The sequence below is a fragment of the Pseudoalteromonas aliena SW19 genome, assembly GCF_014905615.1.
Taxonomy (GTDB): domain Bacteria; phylum Pseudomonadota; class Gammaproteobacteria; order Enterobacterales; family Alteromonadaceae; genus Pseudoalteromonas; species Pseudoalteromonas aliena.
In genome coordinates this window covers 251,383-263,890 of record NZ_AQGU01000025.1, presented here as the reverse complement: position 1 = coordinate 263,890, position 12,508 = coordinate 251,383, and the positions used below count along the sequence as shown (strand labels likewise).

At 36.8% G+C, this 12,508-nt stretch carries 11 protein-coding genes and 4 pseudogenes; 3 read left to right on the top strand and 12 right to left on the bottom strand.

The annotated features are described in order from the left end of the window. Positions 1-90: 90 nt before the first annotated feature. Positions 91-429 carry a YkvA family protein gene (locus PALI_RS06700; protein ID WP_138586427.1) on the bottom strand — a complete coding sequence of 113 codons (339 nt, stop codon included), beginning with the start codon at positions 427-429 and terminating at the stop codon, positions 91-93. 516 nt (positions 430-945) lie between these two features. Then, positions 946-1,095 (bottom strand): annotated as a pseudogene (locus PALI_RS20055) (transposase); the annotation flags it as partial. Positions 1,096-1,447: 352 nt separating this feature from the next. Here PALI_RS20055 and PALI_RS06695 point away from each other — a divergent pair. Next, positions 1,448-2,050 carry a thiamine biosynthesis protein ThiC gene (locus PALI_RS06695; protein WP_193155345.1) on the top strand — a complete coding sequence of 201 codons (603 nt, stop codon included), beginning with the start codon at positions 1,448-1,450 and terminating at the stop codon, positions 2,048-2,050. 216 nt (positions 2,051-2,266) lie between these two features. Here the strand turns inward: PALI_RS06695 and PALI_RS06690 are convergent, their stop codons facing one another. Beyond that, the gene (locus PALI_RS06690; protein ID WP_193155344.1) at positions 2,267-2,539 is read right to left on the bottom strand and encodes a hypothetical protein; all 273 of its coding nucleotides are present in this window, start codon (positions 2,537-2,539) and stop codon (positions 2,267-2,269) included. A 455-nt stretch (positions 2,540-2,994) separates the two neighbouring features. Between PALI_RS06690 and PALI_RS20405 the strand changes: the two are divergent. Beyond that, positions 2,995-4,015, top strand: a pseudogene (locus tag PALI_RS20405) (IS110 family RNA-guided transposase). 597 nt (positions 4,016-4,612) lie between these two features. Here PALI_RS20405 and PALI_RS06680 read toward each other — a convergent pair. The 7 genes and pseudogenes from PALI_RS06680 to PALI_RS06655 form a co-directional block, all read right to left on the bottom strand. Then, complete coding sequence (locus PALI_RS06680; protein ID WP_193155343.1) at positions 4,613-4,963, bottom strand: hypothetical protein; 351 nt, start codon at positions 4,961-4,963, stop codon at positions 4,613-4,615. Positions 4,964-5,061: 98 nt separating this feature from the next. Beyond that, positions 5,062-5,402 (bottom strand): annotated as a pseudogene (locus PALI_RS20400) (transposase); the annotation flags it as partial. 14 nt (positions 5,403-5,416) lie between these two features. Beyond that, the gene (locus PALI_RS06670) at positions 5,417-5,863 is read right to left on the bottom strand and encodes a hypothetical protein (RefSeq protein WP_193155342.1); all 447 of its coding nucleotides are present in this window, start codon (positions 5,861-5,863) and stop codon (positions 5,417-5,419) included. A gap of 339 nt (positions 5,864-6,202) precedes the next feature. Then, positions 6,203-6,517, bottom strand: a complete 315-nt coding sequence (locus tag PALI_RS06665) for a CC0125/CC1285 family lipoprotein (protein ID WP_058548258.1) — start codon at positions 6,515-6,517, stop codon at positions 6,203-6,205. Between the two features lie 364 nt (positions 6,518-6,881). Next, positions 6,882-7,232 carry a hypothetical protein gene (locus PALI_RS06660; RefSeq protein ID WP_193155341.1) on the bottom strand — a complete coding sequence of 117 codons (351 nt, stop codon included), beginning with the start codon at positions 7,230-7,232 and terminating at the stop codon, positions 6,882-6,884. Between the two features lie 212 nt (positions 7,233-7,444). Further along, positions 7,445-7,729, bottom strand: a pseudogene (locus tag PALI_RS20395) (hypothetical protein); the annotation flags it as partial. A gap of 112 nt (positions 7,730-7,841) precedes the next feature. After that, positions 7,842-8,714 carry a hypothetical protein gene (locus PALI_RS06655; RefSeq protein ID WP_193155340.1) on the bottom strand — a complete coding sequence of 291 codons (873 nt, stop codon included), beginning with the start codon at positions 8,712-8,714 and terminating at the stop codon, positions 7,842-7,844. 416 nt (positions 8,715-9,130) lie between these two features. Here PALI_RS06655 and gloA point away from each other — a divergent pair, with 416 nt between their 5' ends. Further along, positions 9,131-9,658: a lactoylglutathione lyase gene (gloA, locus tag PALI_RS06650; protein ID WP_193155339.1), complete on the top strand. Its 528-nt coding sequence runs from the start codon at positions 9,131-9,133 to the stop codon at positions 9,656-9,658. Positions 9,659-9,746: 88 nt separating this feature from the next. Here the strand turns inward: gloA and htpX are convergent, their stop codons facing one another. Next, positions 9,747-10,610, bottom strand: a complete 864-nt coding sequence (gene htpX, locus PALI_RS06645) for a protease HtpX (protein WP_193155338.1) — start codon at positions 10,608-10,610, stop codon at positions 9,747-9,749. A gap of 213 nt (positions 10,611-10,823) precedes the next feature. After that, a complete protein-coding gene (locus tag PALI_RS06640; RefSeq protein WP_193155337.1) occupies positions 10,824-12,395 on the bottom strand; it encodes an FAD-dependent oxidoreductase in 1,572 nt (523 codons plus the stop codon). Between the last annotated feature and the right edge of the window lie 113 nt (positions 12,396-12,508).

The following is a 12,508-nucleotide window of genomic DNA, read 5'->3' as shown; positions in this document are numbered from 1 at the left end:
CTATTTTTTAATAATTTTTCGCTTTGGTTACAATGTGCGAGGCAAGAGCGCAGCTAACTGCTTTAAATCCGTTTAAGCAGCTTATTTTATTTATCCAAACCATTGTTTTAATGTTTCTTTTGCTTTTATCGCATGTTCACTTTTAATATAAGCAGCTACAGCCGCAAATGCTGCGACTAAAACACCAAGATCATCAGAATAACCTATGATAGGTGTAATATCAGGGATCGCGTCTATTGGCGAGATAAAATATCCAAGCCCACTATAAACTGTAGTCTTAGCCCAAATCGGTGTGTCTGAATCTTGAGCTGAGTAATATAGCTTTAGTGCTGGTTCTAGGACTATTTTTCCTGCAACCTTCGCAAAGTTTTTAGTTTTATCCCAAAAACTATTTTCGCTGAACTCTTTTTCAAATTTATTATCTGACAATTTTAATTACTCCATTTCTGATTGAAAGCACCTCTCACTTAAGGGCTTGATTTTTTTAAACTGTCCTAATCATCAGTAATCAAATTAGAAGATGCTCTTTTATAGTCCCAATTTTTGAGCCAAGTATTGTTGGTTTACTTTTATCATCTGATATGGCGTTAATGACATAAATTAAATGGACACACTGATCAATATACCTTTCAGTTGGTGCCCAATACATAGGTACCATTCCTATTACAGCAAACCATAATTCTAATAGGCCTTGGTCTTCAGGAGTTGTTGAAGTTTATTACCGTGTTTGGATTCACTCTTAACGGCTAAAACAGACAGCGCTCTGAATTAATAAATAATACCGTTGTACTAAATTTACTTTTTAGGTTAAAAATTTATCTTTTACTAATGCGTTACTTTCATTTCATCCAGTAAATAAGCTGTTTGTACTCTTAAGCCTAAATTAGGCGCATGAAAATACGCTGCATGATGCAGTTTCAACTTTTCTACTGAGTAATTTAAGTTTTATGCTAGTAGCTTTTCGCAGTTACTTATATTGAATCGCCGTTTTCTGTTTAAATTTTCACAGTAGCTTACTTGTGAGCTGGGTCGCCCTACTGCACCATGAAATACGCGTGTAAATTGTGTGGTGAGTTTTAACCAGTTTTCTGGAGAACAAACTATTACAGCGTTAAGTGACTGGTCTCATTTTACGTTTTTATCATAACGTTTTAAGTAATAAGCCGTTTAACCACATACTCTAAATTAATGCCCTCTTGGTAATTAAATGTTGATTAACTAAGAGGGTATGAGGCGCTGCGCTTTTAGGGCACACATTGCTTGAATCAAAACGATTTTACCAATTTAATTTTGATTCAAAAAGTCATAGCTTTAGGCTATTTTTTATTAATTATTACTTTTATAGGTTTACGTGAAATAATTAACTCGCTTTACCTGTCTTATACCCCAAGTATGAGAGCTATTACAGCTTTTAAAAGCATTAAATATAAAATTATAAGAGGTCCAAATGGAATTTACGAATAAACGCACCATCCTAATTACAGCATCTTTATTGTTGGTGTTAGCGATATCACAGGCTATTTTTTCTGCCCTTTACAGTGCTCAAATTAGCTTTTCAAGACAGTTTGCTTGGGGACTAGAAGCACTCGTTTTTACTTTACTTGTTGCCTTTTCGGGTTCTGCCATGGTGCAAGCAAAAAACGCTCAACTGGGATGGTCAGCTATCGCGTTTAGCGCAGTACTTAACATAGTTCAGGTAAGCATTGGCCTAACTTTGTTTTCAACATTTGGAAAAGTTGCGGGTACCGTAGAAGGCGCACAACCTTTAATTGGTGGCGTGGTTTCTTTGTCATTCATGATTTACTACGCAGCAAAAGTATTATTGGGATTAGCAGCGCTTGTTTTTGGACTATCTTTTATCGCTAAAGGTGGCAAAGCCATTGGCGGACTTACAGCCTTAGCTGGCGGAGTTGCAATGTTAGCCAATGGTATTTTAATAACCTTTGGCCGTGATGGATTCCTTCCATCAGCTGTTGCTGGCGCTTCAGGCATGATTGCAACGTTACTTTTAGCAATATGTTTAATAAGCCTTTACCGTAAAGCAGACTAAGGCTTAATACTTTATAAGTAATGTGCTTACTTAAATAAGTTATAAACATCGGCGTATATTAGAGTGCTAATTCGCCGATGTTTTACGTTTAATGTGACAGCCATCTTATTTTTTAAGACCAATTCACAAAGAGGATATGAGACGCTGCGCTTTTAGAGGGAATAATAGATTGAATCAAAGTTTATATCGGTAGACGATTTCTTTAGGTGTAAATGCTCAATCATTTTTTATAAATAACTTGGTAATATAATTTTTGCCGTTATCTTGGATATAATGTATTTCAACATAACCTCCATCAAAAATAACCTTATCGTTATATTTCCGGTTTGCAAAAAAATATGGCGCTGTTTGATAGTTATTATATTTAAAAAATACTCCTGACACTGAAAAACTCTGTGTTCGACTTGCCCCTTCTTTTTCTACTAATTTTTCAATTTCGCCTGTTACAACTCTCTTCTCATGCGATTTTATTTTAGCTATATATTGCATTTTTGAATATAAAGAAGTTATAGAAACTAGATTGTAAATAATAAAAATAAAAAATAAGACGAAGAAATTAAACTTAAAAAACCGTTTAATATATAAACTGTATAATTTTTTGAGCCTCCCAATAAAGATTAAACTTATAACTATAAAAAGCACATATGGCAAAAATTCAATGCTATTAAAGCTAATTGTTGTCTCGTAGTAGTTTTTCATCATATGCACTTAAAATGTCTCAATTTTTACACGACTAAATCAACCACCATGTTCGAAATACAAAGAACTCTCTCAAGACCGATTCACAAAGAGGGTAAGAGACGCTGCGCTTTCAGAGGTTACATCAAACACTTTTAACCAATTGATGTATGAAGTCAAGATTTGATAATCATATAGAAAGCTCCTTGAGTTTTTCGATACAGTTGTGTTGACCAAAACATAAACAGTATCTCGAGGAGCTTAGTATGAAACTATATGGTGGAATTGACTTGCATTCAAATAATAGTGTTATTGCTATCATTAATGAACAGGGTGAAACGCTTAGCTGCAAGCGTTTAAATAATGACATTTCTGTCATTTTATCTTTTTTAGCCCCTTATAAAGACAAGTTAACAGGGCTTGTTGTCGAATCAACATTTAATTGGTATTGGTTAGTTGATGCATTAATGGATGCAGAATTTAAACTACACTTAGCGAACCCTGCTGCTATCCAGCAATATTCTGGATTAAAGTATGCTGACGACCATAGTGATGCACGTTGGCTAGCTGAAATGCTACGTCTAATATATTTACCCCCGTGAACTCAGGGCTGTTCGCGACTTAATGCGTAAACGAATGGACATTGTTCAACAGTCCACTAAAAATTTATTATCAGTGCAAAGTTGTTACATGCGACACCTTGGATACAAGCTCAGTAGCAACAAAATAAAACAAATGGCCGCTATCAGAAAAGGCGTTGATACTGAGCAGGTACACGCAGACTTTAGCTCAATGAATACAGCACTGTCAGTCATTTCTAACCTCTCATTAATACGCTGTGCCCAACAGCAAATTAATGTGATAGAGGGGGCTATTTTAAAACAAATATCACTCTCCCCTGAATTTATAAACCTATCCAGTATTGATGGAGTTGGGAATACTTTAGCACTGACTATTATGTTAGAAACCGGCACGATTAAACGTTTTGATAGCCCAGGAAATTTCTCATCGTATTGCCGCTGTGTTAAAGGGGCAAGGTACAGCAATGGAAAGAAAAAAGGCGCTACGAATCAAAAGAATGGTAATCGTTATTTAGCGTGGGCCTTTACTGAGGCTGCTAATTTTGCAATTCGTTATAACCCAACAGTTAAAAAATATTATCAACGAAAACTGGCTAAAACAAACAAGGTAGTTGCGATTAAAACGGTTGTACATAAGCTCGCAAGAGCGTGTTATCACGTACTTAAAGACAATGTACCATTCGATGAACACAAGGCGTTTGCTTAGCGTCTATAAAACAAATTAGGTTAACGTGTTGAGCTAGTAATGGGGTTGGTAAAACCATTAGATTTGATTGAGCCTGCACGTTAACCGCTCATATTTTAAATACTGGATATGCCCAATGTTTGAGCCACAAAGGGTTGGTTATGTGTAAGCATAAACCACAGACTTGTTACAGCGCAGTGTGTAAACACAGCCAGAACTGGACTGACATTGGTACTAAACGATGACTGAGGCGAAAGCCAAGGGCCTTAATTAATCATCAATAATGCTTAATTAAACTGCCTAAATTCATATGGCGTTCTTTATTCAAACCAAGGTGCATATTCGCACCAATCGACGTCATTACTAGGTGCGTAGTCATATTTAAATTGAGTTTAAATAATAAGAACACTTGGTTTTTGAATAAAAAGATCAAGAAAACACAGCTGCCTGCTTGATCGGAACTTTCTAATGGGTGACCCTGACGAATCCTAAATTAAGAACTACCACCATCAGATCATTGGCATTTAAGTGGATACGAATCCTATTTAGGTGCTGGAAAACACATACGATCTACGATGAATCAACTTACTTAACTACATTGGAAAGTGAGCTTTAGTACTAAAATAATATTAAACTAAAAAATAAAGTTAATACACAAAATATAAATGCTAATACAATTGCCGCTTTATTTTCTGCAAACGAACAGAAAATACCAAGCCCAATACTTTTAAAACCTAAGAGCTTTGTACTGGTATATGCCACAATGCCGCAAATGTGCATTAAAGTTAATACTTGTAACGTTGTCAGTGGTAATTCGTTTACCTCAAACCAAACAAATAAAGCTACAGCACCAAAAAATAAAGTTGAATAGTAAAAACCAATTAAAGAGTTTAACCCAACAGTTTTCAAGTTCCGTTCAACTCGATCGTTAGCAAGGTTTTGACTTAATTTCTTGAAGATAGAATCCATATTCCCTTTAGTGCTAACGAGCCTGTAGATTAACTCGTTTTTTATTTGTTTTTATTGATAAACAAACCATAGCTGAGTTCCTATTTTGGTTCAATCTATTACTGTACTTTTACGCAGCATATCAAGAAGTGTTTGATCGTGTTTTGCAGTTTTTCTATATTATGAACAAGGCAATACTGTTGCCATTGCGTATTCACTTTCGCTTGACCCCGTAAGGTCAATTTATTCATGCCTTTGTTGGCGGTAATATTGCGCTTTTTATTTAAAGGAAAGTAGGCTCAAAACAGCCGAGTCGTTTGCCATTCTTTAATAAACAGCTGTCGTCGCCCCGTCGGGCTGTATATTTGACCTTCATTTTGTCGATGTAGCTTATCTTTTTGCGTGATTCATTATTTATAAACTGTACTCTGCATACTGTTTTTGTTGACTTTTTTCGTAAAATTAGGATGGGTGTCATCCTAATTCCTTTGCAAAAACAGTGGCTAGGCCCGACGTTTGATAGGCCCCTGTTTTAAGGCTAGTCAAATAATCGGCTTCTTTTGCAACGGTGTAATCTATAAAGCCCGCTGGGCTAATTACAAATAAGTCATAATAACCTTTATCCGTTATAAACCCATCAAACCATGTATGATTTACTGTGGTAAGCTCTGATATTGAGAGATCAGGGTTATGCTTTGATAAGCTTTCCCAATTTTTTATTAATAAGTTTAAATCTGTTTTTGTACCTTTAAAATAATCGTAAAGTTGCTTGCTTTTTATATGGCTTATTGATGAAAGCTGGTTATACGTTTGTTTTTCTAATCCTTGGGCAGATATATATAAAGATAATACGGAAATTATGCCTGCGGGGAGTAAACCTAAAAGCAAAAATGAAAATAATAACTTAATTTTAATGGGCATGCTTGTACCGATTCGAGATTTTTGGACGCGAGATCATACATGACCTTTTCTCTTTTTATAAGAATCTACGCACTATTATTGTAAATAAACGTTAACGCTATTGTTATAAAAAGGATTAATAGAAAACTACACAAGACAGCCACGCTAATTGAATTAAAAAACTGTCCCTGCTTAAAGTGTAAAATTTTAAATGGGTGTAATCGTTAATTTCTCGAGAGATATTTGGATCAATATTCATTACGGGAGATGAACCACCCATTGCACTTTCTGCTAATAAAAAGCGCATGATGGGTGGTGTGGGGGCTTAAGGTTAGAGACCTCCGGCTACCCGATTAGCATTTAATTACACTTAATTTCCGCTTTTTTCCAAGGGTGATCAAATGAAACACCAGCAGTTCCGGCTGCAAAGGAGTTATTTTTGCCCAATTCTGAAGTTACTTCAGTGTAACCATTTGGACATAATTCCTTTGCGCGCATATCCCAGTATGTGTTCACTGTCTCAGTGGAGTTTGTGCCATTACCTAAATATTCAACATAATAGTGGTTTTCGCCTAGCGCTTTATCTTTGTAACCACCTGACCATGTATGTGCCTGATAGCCCGTTGCACAACCAGCTAATAATAAGAACCCTGTAATTGATAAGATAAACTTCATTGTTTCTCCAAACCTGACTTGAATGCTAACGAGCCTGTAGATTAACTCGTTTTTTTATTTGTTTTTATTGATAAACAAATCATAGCTGAGTTCCTATTTTGGTTCAATCTATTACTGTACTTTTACTCAGCATATAAAGAAGTGTTTGATATTGTTTTAATTGACGTTTTGGAAGAGGTTACGGGTGTTTGAGTGGATTTATTTTAGGTTAAAAGGACTTCTCCTTCTTAACGCATCGTGTTTGCAGCTTTTCTATATTATGAACAAGGCAATACAGTTGCCATTGCGTATTCACTTTCGTTAGGGTTGTTATGAATAATGATTCTTCGAGACTTATTAAAATATCAACACTGTATACATCATTCTAACAGGTTTCAAAATATCGTAGAGGTATATCGCTTTTAGAGCATGGTATTACTTCCGTATACAATATTTCAGTCTCAATATCAGGATTATGCCTACCCGTTTGACTAATACTACTTTTATACAGATTTTTCTCATGGACATTATAAAGCGGTGAAATCCCGTATGTATCGCTTACCGAATACGGTCGATATTCTTCTAGTTTATCTATAATTTTTCCGCTTGCATTTATAATAACCCCCGAAATAGATTTCCTAAAAACATTTCCGTTTTGATTAAAATGACACCATTTATCAGTATCTTTTTCTGACCAAACAACCAAATGTTTTGATGTGCCAATTTTCCAGAACATATGTATATGATCCTAACGAGCCTGTAGATTAACTCGTTTTTTTATTTGTTTTTCTTGATAAACAAACCATAGCTGAGTTCCTATTTTGATTCAATCGATTACTGTATTTTATGCAGAATATAAAGTGGGAGTTTGGTGTTGTTTTAATTGCCGTTTTGGAAGGAATTACGGGGGTTGAGTGGCTTATTTGAGGTTAAAAGGGCTTCCCCTTCTTAATGCATCGTGTTTTGTAGCTTTTCTATATTATGAACAAGGCAATACAGTTGCCGCAGCGTAAGCTAAAGGCATTCACTTTCGTTTGACCCCGTAAGGTCAGTTTATTCATGCCTTTGTTGACGGTAATATTGCGCTTTTTATTTAAAAGGAAAGCAGGTTCTATACAACTAAGTCGTTTGCCATTTTTTAATAAACAGCTGTCGTCGCCCCATCGGGCTGTCTATTTTGACCTTCATTTTATCGATATAGCTCAGCTTTTTGCGTGATTCATTATTTATAAAAATGCACTCTGCATGCTGTTTTTGTTGACTTTTTTCGTAAAAACCAGGCAGGGTGTCATCCTAATTGCATGCCGAGTGCCGGAATAAATTTTCGGCTGCTTGCGCTTGTTAGCTACGCATGCTTTTCCAAAGAGTCCGCATAATCTTTAACTAGAACCGAAAACATGCTCTCAAATCTATCCATACCTTCATTCTCTTTCACAAACGTCAGCTCAATCACATTATGCATTCTGTCAGTTAATCGTGTTTTTAGCTCAACCGAGGGAAGCTTTGCAAATTGCCCAGAAATCATTGTGATGTCATAAAGTAATTCAATGCCGTGTATAAGGGGGCTTTCATTATCGCTCCATGCAATGGCTACAAATTGACAATTAAATTGCAACGGTGCCATTTTAAAGGCCCCGTTTAACAATGGGATTCCCAATTCTCTAGCTACCTCATCGTGTTTTTCTGTTGAAGTGCTTCCGCTAATTTCGACGTTACTTAGATTTGGCTCGATAGACTCAACCCACTTACCAAATTTTTCGATTACATTATCTATTGAGCTTGTTAAGTCTGTACGTTCCCATGAGTTATTTGGAAATATAGTCTCAAAGAGTGTGTCAAAATCAATAATTTCAATACATTTATGCTTATCTATAGCAACTAACTCTCTATTCAAATGCTCTTGAAAATGTCGCTTAAGATCAAAGTAGTGATTAAAGGCGATATTTTTTTCAGTCAGAAAATTCGATTTTGCGGCTAATTTAGAGCTATGAAATCTACTAATGACTAAAGAAACCGGAACTGAAATACTAGCTATAAAAATTGGAAGCTTTAGGAAATCCATAATATTTCCATAACTCTCTGGTTTTGGAATGCAAAAACACCAGATTGGAGACGAAAGATAAATTCCAATCCCCGAAAACAGTATTATTGGCCACCAGAATAATACGTGCTTATTAAGTGGTGCGTTATCATCAAGCTTTAATGGATTCCATATCATTCTTTATAGTTTACTCCTCGGTGCTACCCATGAGCTAAAAATTTTGTCTACGACATTTGTCGTTTTACAAACCGGCAAATGTCCATATATTACAATTAATTTATCTTAGCCATCAATTAACCACCTGTAAACAATTAGTTAACTGCCAATTTTTTTTAGTCAGTGCAGAAATACACCGAAATGGTGGAGATCAATAATATTGGACAAAACAACAAGCACTGTATATATATACACATCCCATTTGTTGGGGATTCATATCATCCTTTTAAACTATGATTGTCAATCAATAAATTTATTTTGAGCCCTTTTATTTTTACAAAACTTATAAGGATGGTTTTAATTTATCTTACTGTTGATATGATGACTCAATAATTACAATCATCTTTTTCTCTTTTTAATTATCAGTAAGGATCACCATGTCTAGCTATAACGAATCTCCAAAACAAGTTGAGCAGGCTACTCAAGGCTTTGTTATGCAACAAACTATGTTACGTATTAAGGATCCAAAGCCGTCGCTTGAATTTTACCAAAATGTATTAGGTATGAAGCTGTTAGGTAAGTATGATTTTCCTGGTATGGAGTTTACGCTTTACTTTTTAGGCTACGAGCCAGAGCAGCCAGAAGGTGATGATAAAACTAAAGCGGAATGGGTGTTTCGTCGCCCTGCGCTAATTGAGCTTACCCATAACTGGGGCACCGAAAACGACAACAGTTTTGTGGGATACCAAAGTGGTAACCAAGAACCAAAAGGCTTTGGCCACATTGGTATTAGTGTACCGAATGTTTACGAGGCCTGTGAGCGCTTTGCAAAATACGATGTAGAGTTTGTAAAAAAACCAGATGATGGTTCAATGAAAGGCTTAGCCTTTATTAAAGATCCTGACGGCTACTGGATAGAAATACTGTCTGCCGAAGGTATTACTGAAATTATTTTTTCTCAGTAATTATTCTTTTCAATTGCTAAAATATTACGGATAAAAAAAGCCTGCTAAAAAGCAGGCTTTGGGTATGTAGCAAGTAATGCTTAAAACATTACTTACGTAGTGCGTCTATTCGTGCATCGAGCGGTGGGTGAGATGAAAACAACTCAGCAACACCTTTGCCACTTGCAATACCAAAGGCCATCATAGAGCCTTCTAATTGCGACGGATGATTTTGCTTTAAACGCTCAAGGGCTGATCGCATTTTATCGGCACCTACCAATTTAGCCGCGCCGCTGTCGGCTGCAAACTCACGTTTGCGGCTGTAACTAGCAACCACTATGCTTGCTAGTACACCAAATAGCACTTGGAATAACATATCGAATAAGAAGTATGTCCAGCTACTGCCGCCCTCTTCTTCATCGCTATTAATAAAGTTATCTACAATGCCAGCCAGTACTTTTGCGGCAAATATTACAAAGGTGTTTACCACGCCTTGTATTAGCGTAAGCGTTACCATGTCGCCGTTAGCCACGTGCGATACTTCGTGGGCAAGTACGGCTTCGGCTTGATCTTTGGTCATGTTGTGCATTAAGCCTGTGCTTACTGCCACTAACGAGTTGTTTTTACTTGGGCCCGTTGCAAAGGCGTTCATTTCTGGGCTGTCGTAAATAGCCACTTCTGGCATTTTAATACCTGCTTTTTTTGCTTGCGCAGATACCGTTTGTACAAGCCAATGTTCGGTTTCGTTGCGGGGCTGTGTAATTACATGCGCGCCGGTTGATTTTTTAGCGATCCATTTCGACATAAATAACGAAATAAACGATCCACCAAAACCAAACACAGTGGCTATAAGTAAAATTCCGCCAAGGCTACGATGGCTTAAACCCAGCGCACTCATTATTATTGAAAGCACTACACCTAATACCAACATAACCGCTAGGTTAGTTAATAAAAACAAAAATACACGTTTCATATTGTCCTCACAAAATTAATATTGATCACCGAACGCTTAAAATAAATTAGGTTAAAGCAATCACTACGCTATGACACACTATGTCATAACGTTAGCGCTATTCTGTGACAAACTATGTCATAACACAAGTGTTATTTATGTGTTTATTGATAATTTTTTTAAGAAGGGTTTTATAGCAAATTTAAGACTGAAGTTTCTTTATAAATCAGTTTATTACAAGCTGTTATTTAGCTCTGCCATATCAATTGGAAAACCACGTTCACCTGCCAATATGCGCGCAACTTCACCAATATTTTCACAGCTATTATGTTTAAGATACGACCATTGGTGGGAACTGCGGTGATGGTTTACAGCAGGATCGCTGCTTATTATTCCTAATTTTATAAACTCAGACACTATTTGATCGGCAGCGATTAACGTTGACGATGCTTTAACATTTTCGGCCCGAGCATAACTAATATGCGAATATAAACTGACATCGGCTACGCGCAAAGTGTCGTCATCACCTGGGATTTGTTGCCCGCCAAACAAGGCATTATTTTGTGTGTTAGCAGTTTTAAACGCGGGTACAAACTCGGCTACATAATCTATTGCTGTTTGAGTACGTGCTTGCAATGCTGTTTTGTCCCACCCATCTTTAATATAGTGCAGGTATTTATCGGGGAGTTTAGGTTGAGCACTCATTGGTGTTGCATCAGCTAAGCCATCATTAAATAGCGTAATGTCGTTGGTCATGCCGTGTATTTGAAAATATCCATTTGGGTAAGGCGTTAGCTGCGCCATACCTTCTGGCGTACCACGGTTACCGTAAATAATTATTTCGGGTATTTGCCCACCAGCGCCTTGCCAATGAGTAATGTAAGAGGCTTTAAATTCAACCATGCGTTTTACATCTACCCCAACCAAGTCATCAATAATACCGGTTTGAAAACCACACGCATTAATTAGGTAATCTACTTCAATTATTTGCGTACAGGCTTGCAAATCAGGTTGTTCATTAAGGTTTGGCTCTGATTGGTATTCAATGCGCCACTTAAGTATTCGCTTATCATTGTTGGTATTTATAACTGGCGATACATTTTTAACATTAGTGCTTGTTAAAACGTGAGCGTGTTTGTACTGTGCAAGGGCCAGTTGAGCACTGGCCGATAAACGAAATATATTCCAACCATATTCTTGTGCAACAATGAGCGGAAACTTTAGCTTATCTAAATCTAAATGCTTAGCCACGGGTATCATCCACTCATTTAACGACGTAGGCTTGGCTACTTGTTTTTGCTTAGCAAGCTTTAGCATTTGCTCGCGGCTATATAACTGATAATAATGCTCTGGCTCACCTAACACTTTGTTGGCGCTGTCTTGCTCAACAAGCTCGCTATAGGCTTTTACTAATTTATCTAAACGCGGAAATAAATCCTCCGGTGAGTCGTCGTCGCGCTTGGGGACAGCAAATACTGTAGGGCGAACATCGATGGTATGAGGATAAAGGCGCGCAATATCTATACATTGCTTGAGTAAATCTATGCAGTCGTCGTCGGGTATTTCGCGATATAAGTTGCCACCTGAATGCAAATGGCACATTGGCGGGCCATCAATTAACGACTTTTTCTTTTCAAATACGTAAGTTTCTAACCCTAACGCAGCAAGCCTGATAGCTATAGTCGCACCCGCTGTTCCCCCACCTATTATGCCTACGCGTTTTTTAGGTAAACCATTATTTAGCGCTTTTGGCTCTGCACTTACGTGCGAATTTGGGGCGTAGCGTTTAATAAATGGGTGCGTCATATATTTAGTCGTGTCCTTGGTAACATTGTCTTTGAGCAAGCTTTATATTTATAAATGTTCATATGTGTACTAAGGCTGACTATTTCAAGATTTACTAAAAAAGTAAATATTTT

Coding starts and splice junctions, on each gene's coding strand:
- PALI_RS06695 (WP_193155345.1), top strand. CDS start 1,448: ATGGAATTTACGAATAAACGCACCATCCTAATTACAGCATCTTTATTG.
- PALI_RS06690 (WP_193155344.1), bottom strand. CDS start 2,539: ATGCAATATATAGCTAAAATAAAATCGCATGAGAAGAGAGTTGTAACA.
- PALI_RS06680 (WP_193155343.1), bottom strand. CDS start 4,963: ATGGATTCTATCTTCAAGAAATTAAGTCAAAACCTTGCTAACGATCGA.
- PALI_RS06670 (WP_193155342.1), bottom strand. CDS start 5,863: ATGCCCATTAAAATTAAGTTATTATTTTCATTTTTGCTTTTAGGTTTA.
- PALI_RS06665 (WP_058548258.1), bottom strand. CDS start 6,517: ATGAAGTTTATCTTATCAATTACAGGGTTCTTATTATTAGCTGGTTGT.
- PALI_RS06660 (WP_193155341.1), bottom strand. CDS start 7,232: ATGTTCTGGAAAATTGGCACATCAAAACATTTGGTTGTTTGGTCAGAA.
- PALI_RS06655 (WP_193155340.1), bottom strand. CDS start 8,714: ATGATATGGAATCCATTAAAGCTTGATGATAACGCACCACTTAATAAG.
- gloA (WP_193155339.1), top strand. CDS start 9,131: ATGTCTAGCTATAACGAATCTCCAAAACAAGTTGAGCAGGCTACTCAA.
- htpX (WP_193155338.1), bottom strand. CDS start 10,610: ATGAAACGTGTATTTTTGTTTTTATTAACTAACCTAGCGGTTATGTTG.
- PALI_RS06640 (WP_193155337.1), bottom strand. CDS start 12,395: ATGACGCACCCATTTATTAAACGCTACGCCCCAAATTCGCACGTAAGT.